The organism is Enterobacter ludwigii (assembly GCA_023023105.1).
Lineage (GTDB): Bacteria > Pseudomonadota > Gammaproteobacteria > Enterobacterales > Enterobacteriaceae > Enterobacter > Enterobacter adelaidei.
Window position 1 is genome coordinate 4,593,370 of sequence record CP083824.1, and the last position, 18,452, is coordinate 4,611,821.

The following is an 18,452-nucleotide window of genomic DNA, read 5'->3' on the forward strand; positions in this document are numbered from 1 at the left end:
GAGAGGGCTTGAGGGATCAGTACAGTTTTTTCGCGCAGTCCAGCCAGTCACCTTTGAACGGACGTTTCATGTTTTCAATGGCGTCGATGATGTCATGGTGCACCAACTGCTCGTTCTGAATACCGACGCAGCGGCCGCCGTGACCCTGCAGCAGCAGTTCAATAGCGTATGCCCCCATACGGGACGCCAGAATACGGTCGTACGGGCCAGGGGAACCGCCACGCTGGATGTGACCCAGTACGGTCGCGCGGGTTTCGCGTTTGGTTTCGGTTTCGATGTACTTCGCCAGCTCGTCAACATCACAGATGTGCTCGGTGATGGCAACAATCGCGTGTTTTTTACCTTTCGCGATGCCCGCTTTGATTTCAGCAACCAGATCTTCACGGCTGAATTCCACTTCCGGCACAACCACGAACTCACAACCACCCGCAATCGCGGCGGCCAGAGTCAGGTCACCACAGTAACGCCCCATCACTTCAACGATGGAGATACGCTGGTGAGAAGAAGAGGTGTCACGCAGGCGGTCAATCGCTTCCACAACGGTACCCAGCGCGGTGAAGTAACCGATGGTGTAGTCAGTGCCTTTGATGTCGTTGTCGATAGTGCCTGGCAGACCGATGCACGGGAAGCCCATTTCAGTCAGACGTTTTGCACCCATGTAAGAGCCGTCACCACCGATAACCACCAGGGCGTCCAGGCCACGTTTCTTCATGTTCTCGATAGCCACTTCACGAACGTGTTCATCACGGAATTCCGGGAAGCGTGCAGACCCAAGGAAGGTGCCGCCACGGTTGATCATGTCAGACACGCTGTAACGGTCGAGCTGAACCATACGGTCTTCGTACAGACCCAGGTAACCATCATAGATACCAAAAACTTCCAGACCTTCCGTCAGCGCTGCACGGACAACCCCACGAATTGCCGCGTTCATGCCCGGCGCATCACCGCCGCTTGTCAACACACCGATTTTCTTAATCATGACTACCTCTGAACTTAGGAATGCAAAATTGAAATCTGTTGCCGGAAGAAACTTATCGACCAACGAATACTGCAAATAGTATATCAATCACTTCCAGCTGAATTGATTCAGGTCAGACCAAATGGCGGTAATTTATACACAAAATGCTGGCCTGGCTCACTTTTTTACAACGAATTACGAAAGCCCAACATGTCCAGGTACTACCGAGCAGGGATCCTGGTGAATGATGACGTCTGAACCAGGAAAACGCTGCAAAATCGCCTGCTCGACCTGCTCAGCAATAACGTGAGCCTGAACCAGTGGCAGGTTGTCTTCCATTTCAATGTGAATCTGAATAAAGCGGGTCGGCCCTGACTGCCGCGTTCGAAGATCGTGCGCACCGCTGACGCCAGGCCAGGAGGTCACAATAGTAAAAATTTCATTACGTTCTGAGTCCGGGAGAGCGCGATCGAGCAGCGATTGCACCGCTTCATACCCCATCCGTAAGGCACTATATAAAATATAGATACCAATCCCTAACGCGAACAACGCATCGGCCCGATGCCAGCCGTACCAGGCCAGACCGAGCGCAATAAGAATAGCCCCATTCATCATAACATCAGATTGATAATGAAGCATATCCGCCCGTACTGCCTGACTTTGCGTTTTGCGAACGACCCAGCGCTGGAACGTTACCAGAACAAGTGTGCATATAAGTGCAACGACTGTCACAACGACGCCCACGCCGGGATCGTTCATCGGGGTCGGCGAGACGAGATGCTGAATGCCGGTTAAAAACAGGAACAGTGCAGACCCGGAAATGAACATGCTTTGCGCCAGCGCGGCCAGCGACTCCGCTTTGCCGTGCCCGAACGTGTGCTCTTCATCCGCCGGTTGCAGCGAGTAACGCACCACCAGCAAGTTGGTCAGTGAGGCTGCAATGTCCATCAATGAGTCTACCAGCGCCGCCAGAATACTGACCGAGCCGGTATACCACCAGGCAAAGATTTTGATCAGTAGCAGGCTAGAGGCCATGACGGTTGCCGCAATGGCGGCCCGGCTTACCAGCCTTCCATAGGATTGATTCATAAACACTCCTGTCATGTCATGCCGCTAGTATAACGGAAGCGTGAGGAGTCAAAGGATGAATAAACGGTTAACAAATTAGAATGAAGGCAAAAAAAACCCCCACATCATGTGGGGGAAGACAGGGATGGTGTCTATGGCAAGGAAAACAGGGTTTACTGGTTACTACGGGTACTGCTATTGCTACTGAAAAACGTCGTTTCCGAGTTTCGCTGCATCCGTGCAACCTCACGCAGCTGGTCCATACGCTGCTGATGTTTGGTGTTCAAAACCGCTTGCTGCTCGGGCGTTAGCAGGTGGAACATTTGGTTGCGGACCTTCGCCATCTCTACCTGGCGGGCAACTTGTTCCTGTGCCATTTTTTCTGCCTGAGCGCGTACAGCGCTTTCGTCAAAATTTTCTGCGGTGACAAGGCGATGCATTGTCTCCATTTCGCTAACATTAACAGGGGGCTGGTCATGTCTTGCCCTCTGCATCAGATCTCGCATCTGTTGACGCTGATGTTCGGTTAAACTTATGCCGTCAAACATATGGCTTTGGCTACTGTGCTGCGTTGTGCCCTCTTGTGAGGAACCGTTATCGCTGATGATAGCTACAGCAGCCTGGCTAAACGCACTGAACGCCAGCGTTGAGGCCATGACGGCAGCGGTAACTTTGCGCATCACTTGCTCCCAAAATCTTTCGTGTCGCGATTCAACGAGAGACAGTCTACGATTCAGGCTGCAAACATGCGTCAGGGGGTGTAAAACAACGTAAAGTCATGGATTAGACAGCCTTGATGTCGTAATTTCTGCCTCGGAGGTATTTAAACAATGAATAAAATCCTGTTAGTTGATGATGACCGAGAGCTCACATCCCTTTTAAAGGAGTTGCTCGACATGGAAGGTTTCAACGTTCTGGTTGCCCATGATGGCGAGCAGGCGCTGAGTCTCCTTGACGACAGCATCGATTTACTTTTGCTCGACGTCATGATGCCGAAGAAAAACGGCATTGATACGCTGAAAGAGCTTCGCCAGACACACCAGACACCCGTAATTATGCTGACCGCACGCGGCAGCGAACTTGACCGCGTACTTGGCCTTGAACTGGGTGCGGATGACTATTTACCGAAACCGTTCAACGACCGTGAACTGGTCGCCCGTATTCGCGCTATCCTGCGTCGTTCACACTGGAGCGAGCAGCAGCAGAATACCGACAACAGTTCGCCGACGCTGGAAGTGGACTCCCTGAGCCTGAACCCGGGCCGCCAGGAAGCCAGCTTCGACGGCCAGGCGCTGGAATTGACCGGCACGGAGTTCACCCTGCTTTATCTGCTGGCGCAACATCTCGGCCAGGTGGTATCGCGTGAACATCTGAGCCAGGAAGTGCTGGGCAAGCGTCTCACGCCGTTTGACCGCGCCATCGACATGCACATCTCTAACCTGCGCCGTAAGCTGCCGGAGCGTAAAGACGGTCACCCATGGTTTAAAACCCTGCGTGGTCGCGGTTATCTGATGGTCTCCGCTTCATGATAGGAAGCTTAACCGCCCGCATCTTCGCCATTTTCTGGCTGACGCTGGCACTGGTTTTAATGCTCGTACTGATGTTGCCAAAACTCGACTCACGCCAGATGACGGAGCTTCTCGACAGCGAGCAACGTCAGGGCGTGATGATCGAGCAGCACGTCGAAGCCGAGCTGGCAAATGACCCGCCAAACGATTTGATGTGGTGGCGCAGGCTGTTTCGCGCTATCGACAAGTGGGCACCACCCGGGCAGCGCCTGCTGCTGGTCACCAGTGAAGGACGTGTGATTGGTGCCGATCGCAATGAAATGCAGATTATCCGTAACTTTATCGGTCAGGCAGATAACGCCGATCACCCCCAGAAGAAGAAATATGGCCGCGTTGAGATGGTGGGGCCTTTTTCTGTCAGGGATGGGGAGGATAATTATCAGCTCTACCTGATTCGACCGGCGAGCAGTTCCCAGTCTGATTTTATCAATCTGCTGTTTGACCGTCCGCTCTTGCTGCTGATTGTCACCATGTTGGTTAGCTCGCCGCTGCTGTTATGGCTGGCGTGGAGCCTGGCAAAACCGGCGCGTAAGCTGAAAAATGCCGCCGACGAAGTGGCGCAGGGCAACCTGAGACAGCATCCTGAGCTAGAATCCGGGCCACAAGAGTTTCTTGCTGCAGGTGCCAGTTTCAACCAGATGGTGAGCGCGCTGGAGCGTATGATGACGGCGCAGCAACGGCTGCTTTCGGATATCTCGCACGAACTGCGTACCCCGCTAACACGACTACAGCTTGGTACCGCCCTGCTCCGTCGTCGTAGTGGAGAGAGCAAAGAGCTGGAACGTATTGAAACGGAAGCGCATCGTCTGGACAGCATGATCAACGATCTGCTGGTGATGTCGCGCAATCAGCAGAAAAACGCGCTGGTCAGCGAGACGGTGAAAGCCAATCATCTGTGGCATGAAGTATTAGACAACGCGGCGTTCGAAGCAGAACAGATGGGTAAATCCTTTACCGTCAACTTCCCGCCGGGGCCATGGCCGCTGTACGGTAACCCTAACACGCTGGAAAGTGCGCTGGAGAACATCGTACGTAACGCCCTGCGCTACTCGCATACGAAGATTGAGGTCGCCTTCTCGGTGGATAAAGACGGGATCACCGTGATCGTCGATGATGATGGTCCTGGCGTGAGTCCGGAAGATCGCGAGCAGATTTTCCGACCGTTCTACCGTACCGACGAGGCGCGTGACCGCGAATCTGGCGGCACGGGGCTGGGTCTGGCGATTGTTGAAACCGCCATGCAACAGCACCGCGGTTGGGTGAAAGCTGACGACAGCCCACTGGGCGGATTACGGTTAACGCTGTGGCTGCCACTGTATAAACGTTCCTGACCCCCACGACCCCCGATGTTGCATCGGGGGTCGTGGTTCATGATCTTATGCTGCCTCACTGACTGACATAACTTTCTGTTTTTTGATGCGTTTCACCAGCAATGTCGAGCAAATAAATCCTGAAAGACTAAAGGCAATCATCACGCTGAACACATAGTTGTATCCGGTGATCCCTTTAAAGTTATCCAGAATCCAGCCGTAGAGTGTGTACGCAAACATCGCGGGCATATAGCCGATAATACAACCAAATGCCATTGCCGAACCGGCATATTGCCGTGGGGTTCCAATTTCATCCATCGGGGCAAAGAAGATGGCACGCTGCGAGAAGATGATGGCGCCAAACCCTAACGTTGCAACCATCCCGATGTAAACGTTCATCGACTGATGAGGGAGTTGCATAAACAACATCATCGCAACGGCAGAAATCAAGAACGTCCATTTCAGGTAGACCGTGGGGGACTTAGCGACTTTATCTGCCAGGAAACCACCCACCGGCCCACCCACCATTTTAAGGGCATACTGGTTAATGATCCCGTACGCCCCTACCAGCGCAACCGGAAGCATGTAGATGTCTTTCAGGAACGGGATGAAATAGGTTAAACCGCAGTAAGCCGCATACACAAAGAAGATACCAAATGATGCTAACCAGACGTTCGGGCAGGTCAGAACATGCTTAATACCTTTCAGGGTTTCAATGTTTGCGCTGCTTCCTTTAGCGTTTTTGACATGGTCATCATCAACGATGAAGTAGGTGATAACACCGGCCATCAGGGTGATGAACGTGTAGTAGAGCAAACCAGCCTGCATCCCCGCTTTCCCTTCCCCAAAGTGCACAAAGACGAACAGCGCGCCAGAAGCCACAATAACGTCCACCACACCACGCCCTGCCTCCAGAAGCCCGAACAACCGCCCCTGTTCTTCTTGTGTCCCTAACAGGCGTACAGCTTTTAATAACACCGGCCAGTAAACGACATCAGCAAAGAAGGCCATCGCCGCAAAGCAAATGAGATAGCCAGTGAAAGACGGCAGCGTGGATAAATAGAGACCGCACAGCCCCACACCAATTAACCCGAAGGGCAGAAGGATCTTCTTAGAATAGCGGTCGGCAATATATAAAGAGAGGAAAAGCCCCGTGGTTTGCACAATCGTATATACCGTAAAACTGAGCCCTATTTGTGTATTTGTCAGCCCCCAGTCACTTTGCATTGGGACATAAAAGACATCCTTCATGCTGGAAAGCTTAAATATCGTCCCACCACCTAATACCAAAAAGCACAGACGAGCCCATTTATTCATAAACATATTCGACACCCTCACTGCAATTTTGAGAGAAAACCGTTCTGTAATATATAAAAATCCAGGCTATCCCTGAAAAAGGAAGCCGCAAGACACTGTTAAATTAATTAAGCAGGTTGTTTTATATTTATAAATTTAGCGCACAAATTACGAATAAATTCAATTTGAGAAATAGCATACTCTTTTTCCTGTGCCAGACGAGCATCAACCAGTTCATTATCAGGAAGTGGGGTAAAACTTGCGTCACGCCACGGTATCCAAGGGTTATCTCCTTCATCATCAAAACGAAATGCTGGTGCGTAATAATCAACCTCTTCTTCAAGGCCAAAAGAAGTGACCTGGGCCTGGTCGTCACCCAACAGTAAAAGTTCACGCAACATCATCTCTACAGGGAGATCGCCGAGCCCTGTACGGCAGGCTTCATGCGCCCATCCTTTACCCTCTTTTATCACTTTGGCATCCTTGATATGAACCTGAGTGATGTAAGGCGACATAGTCCGTAACGCAGCCATTGGCTCTTCATTAGCATTGATCATATTGCCAAAATCAAAGAGTATTGAGAGGTTTTTCATACCACTGTTTTTTACCAGTGTAACCAGCTCATGTCCTTTGAGATCTTCATGCTGTTCAATCGTAAACTGGATACCGCTATTATCAAACTGCGCCAGATAAGCAATATCCTGGGCGATTTTTTCCAGTACTGAATTTAAACGCCCTTCATAACGTGGATAAAATCTGACAGAGGTAGCACCTGTGGCCTGCGCAATAGCAATAGCCTCATCCAGGGTCTTTTTATCTGACGCGCTGGTTTCAATATGAATATCCAGTCCGTATTGCTCGGCTTTCTTTTTAAAAGAACTCAACTGCTCTGGTCGCATATTTCTCAGTGAAAAGGATTCACCGTCTTCAACATGCACTTTCACACCCGATAAATGATTCTGATATGCAATATCCAGTAAATCTTCAGGAAGAACTCTCTCGTAGCGCATGTTTAAATGAAAGGCATAGGCGTGCAAATAAAGACGAATATTTTTTGCACGCTCAGCCAGTTTTTCTCTGATAACGTTTTCCATAATTTTTCTCACTCATCACGAATAACCAGTTCGACGGATTCAAGTCTCCAGTACTCCAGATCAACCTGAACCACTTTCTTTTCAGAGGTGGCACGATGCTTCTCTACCAAAATACCGTACGTATTGGGTGCTACTCCCAGCTCTTTGCAGGCAAGCTCAGGCATATTGACCGGTTTGAAAATCATCTCTTTGATGGTTAAGGCAAGCCCAAACCGCTCTTCCCAGACTTTAGAAAAAGCGTGGTTTTCCAGCTTCACCATAAACTCCGGGGCGGCTTCGGCATCAATCCAGGACTCATGGTAAAAAACTTTATGATCGTCCAGTCCGCACCAGCCGGTAATCAGGTAGGGAGCCCTGGAAGACGAAAAAGCTTTCTCAATATGACGAGGGACGGTATCAACAACATCTTTGGTCAAATAACCCCAGGAAGGTTTTCGCCCCTGCGCACGCGCCTCCGCATTAAAACTGGAGAGCGATTTTGGGTTGTAGATGAATCGCCGGGGAGAGATGAACCACCCGCTGCGGTTCTTGCGGAAAATACGTGCCGCAACCTCAAGCTCAATTAAAACCTGCCTTAAGGTCATGCGTTTAGCATCAAGCAATTCGCACAATTCGCGCTCGGAGGGAAGTCTGGAGCCCGGCGGAAAATCATTAGCCGCTAGCCAACTTTCGAAGCGGTCTCTCAGGAGATCAACATTGTTTTTTTCTTTCATGTCTCGCAATCTGGTTTAAACCAATTTGAAGACACAATATTTGAGCGGAGAAAATTCTCAAGTTTTTTCGGCAAGCTGACGCTATTTTTGTGGGCCAGGTATCAAGTTCATGATTAGCGAGGACAGCGCCAGAAAGGTGCTGTCCTCTTCATTCAGGCGGAGGCTGTCGTTTTTGCAGAAACCGCTATTTCCCCCACAATCTCCGCGAATTATCCTCGATCTCCCCACTAATACGCCGCTTCTGCATCGTTCTTGTCCAGCTGGTTGATAACCCTGCCGCCGACAGGAGGCGATGATACTGGTCGTCGTCAAACGGCATATGCCAGGCTATCGCGCAGGCGTCATACACTGAGACATCGCTCAGGCGTGATGCCAGTTCCAGCGGCGCGTCCGCAGAAACTTGCCCTGCCAGCACTACGCGGTACAGCCAGCCGGTTTTGCCTGCCGTTTGCAGTTGGGCAGACATATCGCTGATGCCAAAATGGTAGTTAAGTTTGAAGCACGGTGAGCGCGGCTGCGTCACCTGAATCAGGGTGTCGCCCCAGCGGTAGATATCGCCGATGAAAACATTCCTCTCCGTCAGCCCTTCGGTGGAGAGGTTCTCGCCAAAGGCTGGCGCGACAAAGAGGTCCGCCTGCTCGGGGAATTCGGCTATCCAGTATTGATAGTGCTCGCGCGGATAGTGGCACAGCGCCCGATCGGGCCCACCGTGGATTTTCTTCTCGGCCTGCTCGTCGCCCGCAAGCCCAAGCTCGGTTAACGTCAGCTCACCGTCGACCTGCACTTTGGCGATGGCACTCGGGCGGCTGCCGTCGTACTCCCTGACCTTGCCTGTAAATACATTCACCGGATAATGCATTGCTGCTCCTTTTTGCAGATACAAAAAAGCGAGTCATCAGACTCGCTTTTCCTTATTCCTTTCGCAAGTTTTTTAGCGGTTAGTTCACGGTAAGATCCAGCGTTAGCTTGTACTCAAAGGCATAGCTGGTGTGCCAGTCTTTACCCAGGAAGTGAACCAGCCCGGTGTAATGTCCGGCGGGTAAATCCGGATTATCTGTACGAGCATAAGTGAATTTCGCACGCATCCCACCACTGGAGGCGCAGCTTACTGCAGCATTAAGCGGACGCTGAGAACAGTCAGACGTTCTGTACCCTTTTAAATTCACCGTATACTGTTGACCACTTCCATCGGTCAGGATGACCGGTGTGGAAACGTCGGAATATCCGCTGGGTGCCCATTCCAACTGAGTCGGCCCATTTGTTGGATCAACCGTAACAAAACCTAATGACGGGAACCCACCGATCTTTGCTGAAGAATAATTTGATGAATCTGAGTTAATAACCCAGGTATCTTCAATCGTGTTAATAAACTTCACGTTAGCGTTAGACAACGTCGAGTTATTAATGGAAGCCGTCACCGTTGCCATCCCGATATCATGGCCTGAAAGTTTGACAGTGGCGATCCCCGAAGCATCCGTTTTGGTACTGGCAGCCGACAGAGTGTTCATCGTGGTTTGCCAGTTTATCGACGCGTCCGGAACAAGGTTCTGGTTAGCGTCTTTTACCTCAACAGTGTACGTTGCCGAATCCACGCCGTTACTGAGAATGACCGATTTATCCACGTTTAACGACACCAGTTCCGCCGTTTTAACATCGCCGATAAAACTGACCTTAGCCGCTGTAAGCGACTGACCACCTGCCGCCAGCGTTGCCGTCAACACAACATCACCCGCTTTTGTCGTCGTGCCACTGACCGTCGCAATACCGTTCGCATCCGTCACGCTACTGTCGCCTGATAACGTCATGGCGGCATCGTTACTGCGCCAGTTCACCGTTACACCTGGCAGAAGGTTGCCATTGACGTCTTTCACCGTCGCCGACCAGGTTACGCGCTCTGCGTTATCCGCCACAGCTTTCGACTTATCAGCTTTGATGGCAGACAACGTCGCGGTATCGGCGTTGCCGATATAATTTATCGTCATTGTCTGCTGAGAATGGTTAATCCCGGCGCCGACCAACGTGGCTTGCGCTTTTGTCGCCGTAAACGATATTTCGGCAACACCTTCGCTGTTTGTCGTACTGCTGTCACCAGGTGCGAACACACCGGTGTCGTTGTCAGTCCCCCAGTGGACGACTGCATTATCAATCGGGTGATCGTACTCATCCATCACTGTCGCCTGAAGCGTGACGATGTCTTTACCCGCAATGACGCCCGTCGTTTTATTGGCCGTAATCTGGGTAACTTTTTCTGTTGCCTGATCCGGTGCAAAACGCATTGTTTGCGACGCTTTGCTGAAGCCATTAAACGTTGCCACCGCCCGGCAGGTCACGACATCGGTACTCGCCAGCGTTACCGTGGATTTTCCCGTGTCATCCGTCGGTTGTTCTGTCGCAGATAACTGATAATTACCTGCAGGCGTGACTTGCCAGCCGACGCTCCCCTGAGTGACCACATTACCGTATTTGTCTTTCACCGTTGCCGCTAAGGTGATGTTGTCATCACCATTCGCCACCGCGCTGTATTTACTTGCCGTAATAAACACCGGAATTGCGCTTTGCAAGTCTGGCACGATGGTTAATTCCAGCGTTTTCTCACTGTTATTACTGCTTTTTGCCGTCACAACGGTAGGCATCGCCAGTATGCTGCTATACGTCACAGAGGTTTTCCCCCCGGTGTCCGTCGTTGTACTGCTTTCGTTAAACACCCCCTCAGCATTGTTGCTTGACCAGGATACGGTGGCTCCAGGCACCGGATGGTTTCTGCCATCCAGCACCGTTGCCGTTAAGGTGACCGTGTCTGAACCGGCAGCAATATCACTGGTTCTATCCGCGACCAACGTACGTATCGCGGCAGTTGTGGTATCCGCGGTAAACGACACGCTGTCAGATGTCTCTTCATGCCCGTTAACAGTCGCTTTCACACTATAGTCCGCGACCTGGTCTGATTTCAGGGTAACTGAGACATTTCCCTGGGCATCAGATTCATTCGTTGTCGCGGAAAGCACACCTGTCGCTGGCACCACCGACCAGGCCGCCGTCTCGCCGCTTACTGGATTACCGTTTTTATCCGTTACCGCGCCAGTAAACGTAATGCTGTCCACACCATTCGCCAGCGCGGTCGCTTTGCTCGCCGACAGTTCGCCAATCTGCGCTGTCGTGCTATCGGCAGTGAATGTCACCACCGGCGCATTCCAGGCGGTTCCTGTTCCGGCCTGCGCGGTAAGGCTGACGTCCCCGGCTTTCAGCGTTGTCACACTGACTGATGCAGTGCCATCTGCACCTGTCCGGGACGTTGTGGAGGAAGGTTTCGCGGAAGAGGGTGTGACGTCCCAGTTTACATCCATCCCCTGAAGCGGATTGCCATTCGCATCCGTTACGGTCGCGGTGTAAGTCACCTTGTCTTTACCGTCAGCCACCGCGGTTGTTTTATCCGTGGTCACCTGTGAAACCTTGCCAGTGGCCGTATCAGCTACAAACACCAATTCAGGTGAATTCACCGCAGTTCCTGTCGCCGTATTCACCGAGACTACAACCGTTCCTTGCTGCGTGGCGGTGAGTGTCACTGACCCAATACCTGACTCATTTGTCGCATTCTGTGATGCGCTCAATGTGCCTTGCCCCTGAACAATGGACCACTGCAGCGTTGATGCAGGAACCGGATGATCGTTAGCATCAACAACTTCCGCCGTCAGCGTAATACGATCATTGTTATTCGCTGTCGCCTGAGATTTATCGACATTCAGCGTTTTCACCACTGCCGTTGTGCTATCCACGGTAAAATTAAGTGCAGGAGATGTCTGCGTTTGTCCGCCCATCGTCGCCGTCACTTCAAGCGTTTCAATGCTTGCTGAAGTGACTTCAATGGTCGCTATCCCGAGAGTGTTAGTTTCAGTAGATGTCCCGGAAAGGTGGACGGTCGCGCTGCCCGTAGACCAATCGACTTTTGCACCCTTCACCGGGTTTTTGTTGGCATCTTCCACTTTAACTTCAAGTGAGATCGTATCCTGCCCGTTCGCCAGCGCACTGGTTTTACTGGCCGTGATAGTTCCAAGGGTTGCGCTTTCGCTATCGGCAACAAAGGTGAGTTTGTCAGAGGTGACGCTCTCGCTATTGCCGGCAGTGGCGGAAACAATTCCCTGCCCGGCTTTAGCCGAGGCGATCGAGATCGTCGCCACCCCTTGTTCATTGGTGTTGCTCTGTTTATCCGCGAGATGTACCGACGTATTTGCAGAGTCTATCGCCCATTGCACAGGCTGATTAACCAGCGGATGCTGACTGTCATCAGTCACCACCGCGGTAAGCGTGATCGTATCCTGATTATCCGCTTTGGCGACGGTCTTATCCGCTTCAAGATGCGTCACGACGGCGGAATCGGCATCAGCGGTGAATTGCAGCGCAGGGCCTGTAATCGATTCGCCATTTTCCAGTTGCGCGTTAACCGTCAGACTGAGTACATCGTGACTGGTGACCGATACCGTCGCATTACCTTGCGCATCGCTGGTGCTTTGCGCAGCAGAGAAAACGGCGTGCGAGTTATCCCCCTGCCATTTAACCTTCGCCCCTTGTACCGGTTCATTCGCCGCATTAACCACATGCGCCGTCAGCATAATCGCATCCTGACCGTTCGCCAGTGCCGTATTTTTTGACGCCTCCAGATGGTCAAAGTGTTGAGAGTCGTCTGTTGCATCAAGAGTGACCACGGTTTTATTCAGCTTCGTCGTATCGTACAACGGCTGGATTGTCACATCCCCCGGCACACTTCCGCTGGTGAATGTACTCACATACACCCCTGCGGACTGTTCCCGAAACGCCGTCATTTTCTCGCTAACCAGGTCGGTACCCACCGTCTTTTTCCGTGCGGACACGCGGAGCAACTGGCTGCTCAGATGGCTGGCAAGCCCCGTAATTTTCTGCCCGCCACCGGATGTTATCGTCACCATGACTTGTGTGGTACTCACGCCATCGGCTGGCAAATGCGTATTTTCGGAAGTGGTATCAGAAGTGACCTGAGTGACGTCAAATCCATTCACCGCCACGGTCATATGCGCGGTATCAGATTTATTTCCTCGATTGTCATAAGCCGTTGCGGAGACCACATACATATTTTTCTCAGCACCGTTTTGCTCATAATGCGGTAATACAACAAACCAGGCGCCATTTTTCTCGCTAATTTTCCCGCCATTTTTAACCAGATTTTCGTCTTGCCAGACAATATGATCGACAGGGTATTTTGTCTTAACGTTCACAGTAACAGGCACTGTTTTCGATTCAACGCCTTCAATACGCTCAGGAAGCGAGAGCGAAATAAGATCCTGCTTACGGTATTCCAGCACAATGTTATTGTTACGATTAACCAGATCCATTCGACTGCCAAGTAATGTACGGCGCTCTTTGACTTTTTCGGAGTCTAGCTGTGTTGCAATGGGTACACCCGGCATCCAGTTAACATTAAATTCAACCTGTGTATCATTGTGATCACCCTTACCCATTTTTTGGTTAAGTCCAAATGAAATAAGGGGGAATGGGGTAAAGTTAATTCCAGCAGTAACAGCATAAGGATTTTTTTGGCGGTCATCATCGTCGTCACCAACCAAGGCAACATCGTCGCCATAATATTGTTCCCAGACCAGTTTTGCGCCGAGTTGAGGATAAACGGGTAAATACCCCTCTGTACGCACATCATAGCCATCTGCGACGCGCTCTTCGTAATCCTGATGTGTTGAAGATGTTTTCCACCCGGAAAGGCGTTTATAACCGTTGGCACTGAGCTTCAAGTAGTCCCAACCTAATTCGCCACCGACACCCATTCGCTGGTGCGTATTGCCGGATACTTGCTGATCATAGAAGGCGTTCACCCCCCACATCCAGCTATCAGCAAAGTAGCGATAGCCAAGGCCGGCGTTGAAGATGTTACGATCGTCTTCGCGTCGCCCACCCAGTTGCGTGAATAATAAATTGGCGCCTTTATCATCATACAGCGGGAGCAGCAGATCCAGATTCGCACTCTCAAGCGAAAAGTTCTGATCAAGACCAATATTCACTCTGGCCGTGCCAAATTGCTGCAACCACTGTTGAATTTCATTCGTAGCTTTACTTGAACCGCTATTAATCAATGAGTTGATAATAGCGTCGTTTTTATTATCCTGACTTAATAATGAGCCAGCACCAGAAAGCACCCCGGCTATATCTTTATCACTATCGCGGGTATCTGATGGCGTATCTTTTACTTTTGCAGTATTATTTTCACCACTTTTTGTATTGATTTCTACGTTCCGATTTGTTTCAGCATGCGCGGGAAACGAGAACAAGAATGCATTACAAAACGTGAAGTGCAGGTAAAAAAATACCTGCAAACATATTGTTAGCTTTTTATTAACATGCATGGACATTGACCTGAAAAGGGTGGGAACAAAAGCGTTAGCAACTGTCAGCCAGAATATTTTTTCAGGTCAAATTATATTCATGCAGATAAACCTCAGGCGCTGATATTTTCTTAATTAGAATTTAAGTAAAAATAATCTGATACGCTGAGAGGGAAAAATTGAAAAAGCCTGGTGAAATTAACCAGGCTTCATTTATGAATTAACCGGTGATGCCGATATCAGGGATTATTTTTTAGCAGCAAAACGTGCAGCGGCTTCGTCCCAGTTAACAACGTCCCAGAATGCTTTGATGTAGTCCGGGCGACGGTTCTGGAATTTCAGGTAGTAAGCATGTTCCCACACGTCCAGACCCACGATTGGGAAACCGGATGCACCAGAAATTGCTTCACCCATCAGAGGGGAATCCTGGTTAGCCGTTGAAACTACCGCCAGTTTGTCACCTTTCAGTACCAGCCACGCCCAGCCAGAACCGAAACGCGTTGCAGCCGCTTTTTCGAATTCCGCTTTGAAGTTGTCAACGGAACCGAAGTCGCGCTCGATCGCCGCTTTCAAATCACCCTGCAGGGTAGTACCGGTTTTCAGGCCTTTCCAGAACAGGCTGTGGTTAGCATGACCACCTGCGTTGTTACGCAGTACGGTTTTCTTGTCCGCTGGCAGCTGGTCCAGTTTGGTGATCAGCTCTTCAGCAGACAGGTTAGCGAACTCTGGTAGGCTTTCCAGCGCGGCGTTCGCGTTGTTCACATAGGTCTGGTGGTGTTTAGTGTGATGGATTTCCATCGTCTGCTTGTCGAAATGCGGTTCCAGTGCGTCGTAGGCATACGGCAGGGATGGCAGTGTATAACTCATAATCCTCTCCATTATTGTCGGGCGGCACAGCTGTTAATGCCGCGTAAGCAGTTGGTTCATTATAGTTAATTAAATGATATTGAAAATGATTATCAATGCCGTAATTTTTATAAGGTTATTTGCTTTTGAGAGATGGAGGAATTGTTATTTTTATCATTGAGTTAACACAAAATTGCCCGGCGGTTTAATTTTGTTCTGCCACCAGCAGCGCATACGTGTCTGGCTCAAGGGCTTTAAAGATGTGCGGACGATCGGCAGGATAGCAAATGTAATCCCCCGCATTCAGCTCTTCCGCCGCGTCAATCAGGCCGACCAGTGCCCGCCCCTGGGTCACGATAATATGCTCTACCGAGCCCGGCGGATGCGGCTGAGAGAGTCGGTCTGCACCCGGTTGAGTCATCAGAAGGTAAACATCGCGGCGCGCACCCGGTGGACACGCCGCCAGTAAAATGGCTTCATAGTTAGCCTGTCCGGCAACCACTTTGGTCCCTTCACCGCGGCGAATGACCTGCGTGGTCGGCTGTTGTGGTTCCAGTAAACGGGCGAAAGGAATATCCAGCGCCACGCAAAGCGACCACAGCGTTTCCAGGCTAGGGTTGCCATTGCCAGACTCCAGCTGGGACAGTGTGGATTTAGCGATCCCGGCACGGCGGGCAATTTCCGCCAGTGAAAGTCCGGTTCGCTGGCGTTCTCGCACCAGACTTTTGGCGATTACGCTAATTGGCTGCGTCATATAACGGCCTCTTGTTCTTTAAATCGAACGAATCGTTCGTCTTGAAAAGCTACTCTGTTGCGTTCATTATAATGGATACACGTTCGATATGGCTAAAATTGTATGAAGCATCATCTCTCTTGCCTGAAAGGCGACACGATAAAAGCAATCATCCTGGTTTGCCTCGCCGTTGGCGTGGTCGGGATGTCATACGGCTCTCTGGCGATGGCCTACGGTTTCCCTGTCTGGGTACCGTTCGTGCTTTCCATTACCGTACTCGCGGGCGCGTCCGAATTTATGTTTATCGGCATTGTCGCGAGCGGAGGTAACCCTCTGGCGGCTGCGGCTGCCGGGTTGCTGGTGAACGCCCGCCATGTGCCGTTTGGCGTCACGGTGCGTGAACTGGTCGGCAAACGTGGTTTGAGTTTTTTGGGCTGTCACATCATGAACGATGAAAGCGTGGTATTTGGCCTGTCGCAAAAAACGCCCGAACAGCGTAAAGCTGCCTACTGGTTATGTGGTTTAGGTGTGGCGATTATCTGGCCGCTGGGAGCCCTGCTGGGTGCCATGGTCGGTAAGCTTCTGCCAGATCCAGAAACCATCGGGCTGGACGCGGTATTTCCGGCCATTCTGCTGGCATTAGTGGTTCCCGCATTTAAAAACCGAACCACGCTGATCCGTGCCTGCAGCGGTGCCGCTCTGTCGCTGGCCGCCGTGCCGTTTGCTCCGGTCGGTTTGCCGGTTCTGCTGTCTTTACTGGGCCTGGCGGCGAGGAAAAAATAATGGGAAACATGACATTCTTTATTCTGGGGATTGCCATCTTATCGGCAGGGACGTATCTGATGCGTCTGGGTGGTGCAAAGCTCGGCAGCAGGCTGGCACTGTCGGAGCGTTCACAGTCGCTGCTTTCTGACGCGGCAACGGTTTTACTCTTTTCCGTGGCGCTGGCGACAACCTTTTATGAAGGGGAACATTTTGCGGGTATGGCGCGCGTGCTGGGCGTGGCGTTTGCGGTGTTTCTGGCCTGGCGGAAGATGCCGTTAATTGTGGTGATCGTTGCGGCGGCGGTGGTAACGGCGCTACTGCGCCTGGCGGGGATACAATAAAAAAAGCGCCCCGGGGGCGCTCTTTCGACGGTAAAGCGAGATTATTTGTTCAGTTCAGCCGTCATGTGTACACGGTTACCGGAGAATGCCTGGGTAATTTTGTAAGATGACGCTCCTGCTTCCTGAGCCTGTGCAGCGATTTTCGCTTCTGCGCCGTCAATGGTAGAGGCAGTTGCGGTCACAGTCTGTGCTGCGAAAGAACCGAAAGAAGTAGCCAGAGCGATTACAGCGACAAAAGTTTTGATGCTTTTCATGATTTAAACCCTTTCGTTAAGTTGTTTAGATAAGGCGTTGTGCCTTGATGAGATAAATACTAGACCTCATCACCAACAACTAAAAGCGGAAGGATTTGCTAATATCATTCAAAATTACTGATCAACAATTAAGCGCTGAGGATGGGTATAAATTGTCGCCCTTCCCGGCTTGCAGAACCCTACCAGCGTCAGGTTACAGCGCTCGGCCACTTCCACCGCCAGCGTGGTCGCCGCCGACACGGCAAACAAAATTTCAACGCCACACATCGCGGATTTCTGCACCATCTCGTAGCTGGCCCGACTGGACACCAGCGCAGCACCTTGCTGCCAGATGTCGTTTTCACGCGCACGGCGACCGAGCAGCTTATCCAGCGCCACGTGGCGACCCACATCCTCATGCCCACCGGCAATTTCACCTGATGGCAGCACCCAGGCTGCGGCGTGTGTACAACCGCTCAGTTGACCTATCGGCTGAACGTCGTTGAGGTGTTCAAGCGCATGGTCGAGATACGCCAGATTAAAGGTCTGAGTAAACGGCAGAGGCGTAACGGGTTTACCAATATCGTTGAGTTGCTCAACGCCGCAGACACCGCAACCGGTGCGCCCTGCCAGCGCACGTCGACGCTCTTTCAGCCCCATAAAACGGCGGCTCGAGAGTTCAATTTGCACTTCCAGGCCGTTGCAGGCCTGAACCACATCCATGCCGTAGATCTCCTGCGGGTGCTCAATGATGCCCTCCGAAAGAGAAAAACCAATGGCAAAAAGCTCGAGATCTTTCGGAGAGGCCATCATCACCACATGCGAAATACCGTTGTAAACCAGGGCAACGGGAACTTCCTCGGCCAGAAAATCGGGCGTGGCGTGAGTGATGTGGGGTGGCCTGTGCACCGACAATTCCACAATGCCCGCAGGCAATGACGACGAGTGAGGAGCACGGTTTTGTTTAGACACAGCGGTATTCCTGAACAACCACGAAGGTGAGCCTGCTATTGCAACATAAACTGCAGGTCTTACGCATAGTATGGATCAACTTTTCAACAACCATTCTCCTACTCATTTCGGAGGGGTGCAACCCGACACCCGCTACACGGCTTTAACATGTCGAGCTTCCAGCGTGATCAACATCACACTTTATAATCAGCAA

Annotated in this window: 15 protein-coding genes and 1 pseudogene; 4 read left to right on the top strand and 12 right to left on the bottom strand. The window is 51.3% G+C overall.

The genetic code is table 11. The features are described from left to right. Positions 1 to 16: 16 nt before the first annotated feature. The 3 genes from pfkA to cpxP all read right to left on the bottom strand — a co-directional run bounded on the left by pfkA (position 17) and on the right by cpxP (position 2,706). Entirely contained in the window at positions 17 to 979 is a 963-nt protein-coding gene (pfkA, locus tag LCD46_22255) for a 6-phosphofructokinase (GenBank protein ID UOY70691.1), read from the bottom strand. 174 nt (positions 980 to 1,153) lie between these two features. Further along, on the bottom strand, positions 1,154 to 2,047 hold the full coding sequence (gene fieF / locus LCD46_22260; GenBank protein UOY70692.1) for a CDF family cation-efflux transporter FieF: 894 nt from the start codon (positions 2,045 to 2,047) through the stop codon (positions 1,154 to 1,156). 152 nt (positions 2,048 to 2,199) lie between these two features. Next, positions 2,200 to 2,706, bottom strand: a complete 507-nt coding sequence (gene cpxP, locus LCD46_22265) for a cell-envelope stress modulator CpxP (GenBank protein UOY70693.1) — start codon at positions 2,704 to 2,706, stop codon at positions 2,200 to 2,202. Between the two features lie 150 nt (positions 2,707 to 2,856). Between cpxP and cpxR the strand changes: the two genes are divergently transcribed. Continuing rightward, the gene (cpxR, locus tag LCD46_22270; protein ID UOY70694.1) at positions 2,857 to 3,555 is read left to right on the top strand and encodes an envelope stress response regulator transcription factor CpxR; all 699 of its coding nucleotides are present in this window, start codon (positions 2,857 to 2,859) and stop codon (positions 3,553 to 3,555) included. Continuing rightward, entirely contained in the window at positions 3,552 to 4,925 is a 1,374-nt protein-coding gene (cpxA, locus tag LCD46_22275) for an envelope stress sensor histidine kinase CpxA (protein UOY70695.1), read from the top strand. Before cpxR ends, cpxA begins: the two co-directional genes overlap by 4 nt. 45 nt (positions 4,926 to 4,970) lie before the next feature. On the opposite strand, the gene LCD46_22280 is transcribed toward cpxA, so the two are convergent. The 7 genes and pseudogenes from LCD46_22280 to LCD46_22310 all read right to left on the bottom strand — a co-directional run bounded on the left by LCD46_22280 (position 4,971) and on the right by LCD46_22310 (position 15,969). Further along, positions 4,971 to 6,221 carry an MFS transporter gene (locus tag LCD46_22280; protein ID UOY73035.1) on the bottom strand — a complete coding sequence of 417 codons (1,251 nt, stop codon included), beginning with the start codon at positions 6,219 to 6,221 and terminating at the stop codon, positions 4,971 to 4,973. 107 nt (positions 6,222 to 6,328) lie between these two features. Next, on the bottom strand, positions 6,329 to 7,294 hold the full coding sequence (locus LCD46_22285; GenBank protein UOY70696.1) for a sugar phosphate isomerase/epimerase: 966 nt from the start codon (positions 7,292 to 7,294) through the stop codon (positions 6,329 to 6,331). An 8-nt stretch (positions 7,295 to 7,302) separates the two neighbouring features. Next, positions 7,303 to 8,007 carry a GntR family transcriptional regulator gene (locus LCD46_22290; GenBank protein ID UOY70697.1) on the bottom strand — a complete coding sequence of 235 codons (705 nt, stop codon included), beginning with the start codon at positions 8,005 to 8,007 and terminating at the stop codon, positions 7,303 to 7,305. Positions 8,008 to 8,191: 184 nt separating this feature from the next. Continuing rightward, a pseudogene (gene yiiM / locus LCD46_22295) lies at positions 8,192 to 8,922 on the bottom strand (6-N-hydroxylaminopurine resistance protein). A gap of 23 nt (positions 8,923 to 8,945) precedes the next feature. Further along, a complete protein-coding gene (locus LCD46_22300; protein UOY70698.1) occupies positions 8,946 to 14,390 on the bottom strand; it encodes an Ig-like domain-containing protein in 5,445 nt (1,814 codons plus the stop codon). Positions 14,391 to 14,615: 225 nt separating this feature from the next. Further along, positions 14,616 to 15,236: a superoxide dismutase [Mn] gene (gene sodA, locus LCD46_22305; protein ID UOY70699.1), complete on the bottom strand. Its 621-nt coding sequence runs from the start codon at positions 15,234 to 15,236 to the stop codon at positions 14,616 to 14,618. Between the two features lie 184 nt (positions 15,237 to 15,420). After that, complete coding sequence (locus LCD46_22310) at positions 15,421 to 15,969, bottom strand: XRE family transcriptional regulator (GenBank protein UOY70700.1); 549 nt, start codon at positions 15,967 to 15,969, stop codon at positions 15,421 to 15,423. 102 nt (positions 15,970 to 16,071) lie between these two features. On the opposite strand from LCD46_22310, the gene LCD46_22315 reads away from it, so the two are divergent. Both LCD46_22315 and LCD46_22320 read left to right on the top strand, forming a co-directional pair. Then, the gene (locus tag LCD46_22315) at positions 16,072 to 16,731 is read left to right on the top strand and encodes an AzlC family ABC transporter permease (GenBank protein ID UOY70701.1); all 660 of its coding nucleotides are present in this window, start codon (positions 16,072 to 16,074) and stop codon (positions 16,729 to 16,731) included. Further along, complete coding sequence (locus LCD46_22320) at positions 16,731 to 17,054, top strand: AzlD domain-containing protein (GenBank protein UOY70702.1); 324 nt, start codon at positions 16,731 to 16,733, stop codon at positions 17,052 to 17,054. The genes LCD46_22315 and LCD46_22320 overlap by 1 nt, the downstream gene beginning before the upstream one ends. A gap of 41 nt (positions 17,055 to 17,095) precedes the next feature. Here the strand turns inward: LCD46_22320 and LCD46_22325 are convergent, their stop codons facing one another. After that, positions 17,096 to 17,308 carry a DUF1471 domain-containing protein gene (locus tag LCD46_22325; GenBank protein UOY70703.1) on the bottom strand — a complete coding sequence of 71 codons (213 nt, stop codon included), beginning with the start codon at positions 17,306 to 17,308 and terminating at the stop codon, positions 17,096 to 17,098. A gap of 114 nt (positions 17,309 to 17,422) precedes the next feature. After that, entirely contained in the window at positions 17,423 to 18,259 is an 837-nt protein-coding gene (gene fdhD, locus LCD46_22330) for a formate dehydrogenase accessory sulfurtransferase FdhD (GenBank protein ID UOY70704.1), read from the bottom strand. Positions 18,260 to 18,452: the final 193 nt, after the last annotated feature.

Excerpts from the sequence above, each read along its gene's own strand:
- pfkA (UOY70691.1), bottom strand. The coding sequence starts at position 979 with ATGATTAAGAAAATCGGTGTGTTGACAAGCGGCGGTGATGCGCCGGGC.
- fieF (UOY70692.1), bottom strand. The coding sequence starts at position 2,047 with ATGAATCAATCCTATGGAAGGCTGGTAAGCCGGGCCGCCATTGCGGCA.
- cpxP (UOY70693.1), bottom strand. The coding sequence starts at position 2,706 with ATGCGCAAAGTTACCGCTGCCGTCATGGCCTCAACGCTGGCGTTCAGT.
- cpxR (UOY70694.1), top strand. The coding sequence starts at position 2,857 with ATGAATAAAATCCTGTTAGTTGATGATGACCGAGAGCTCACATCCCTT.
- cpxA (UOY70695.1), top strand. The coding sequence starts at position 3,552 with ATGATAGGAAGCTTAACCGCCCGCATCTTCGCCATTTTCTGGCTGACG.
- LCD46_22280 (UOY73035.1), bottom strand. The coding sequence starts at position 6,221 with ATGAATAAATGGGCTCGTCTGTGCTTTTTGGTATTAGGTGGTGGGACG.
- LCD46_22285 (UOY70696.1), bottom strand. The coding sequence starts at position 7,294 with ATGGAAAACGTTATCAGAGAAAAACTGGCTGAGCGTGCAAAAAATATT.
- LCD46_22290 (UOY70697.1), bottom strand. The coding sequence starts at position 8,007 with ATGAAAGAAAAAAACAATGTTGATCTCCTGAGAGACCGCTTCGAAAGT.
- LCD46_22300 (UOY70698.1), bottom strand. The coding sequence starts at position 14,390 with ATGCATGTTAATAAAAAGCTAACAATATGTTTGCAGGTATTTTTTTAC.
- sodA (UOY70699.1), bottom strand. The coding sequence starts at position 15,236 with ATGAGTTATACACTGCCATCCCTGCCGTATGCCTACGACGCACTGGAA.
- LCD46_22310 (UOY70700.1), bottom strand. The coding sequence starts at position 15,969 with ATGACGCAGCCAATTAGCGTAATCGCCAAAAGTCTGGTGCGAGAACGC.
- LCD46_22315 (UOY70701.1), top strand. The coding sequence starts at position 16,072 with ATGAAGCATCATCTCTCTTGCCTGAAAGGCGACACGATAAAAGCAATC.
- LCD46_22320 (UOY70702.1), top strand. The coding sequence starts at position 16,731 with ATGGGAAACATGACATTCTTTATTCTGGGGATTGCCATCTTATCGGCA.
- LCD46_22325 (UOY70703.1), bottom strand. The coding sequence starts at position 17,308 with ATGAAAAGCATCAAAACTTTTGTCGCTGTAATCGCTCTGGCTACTTCT.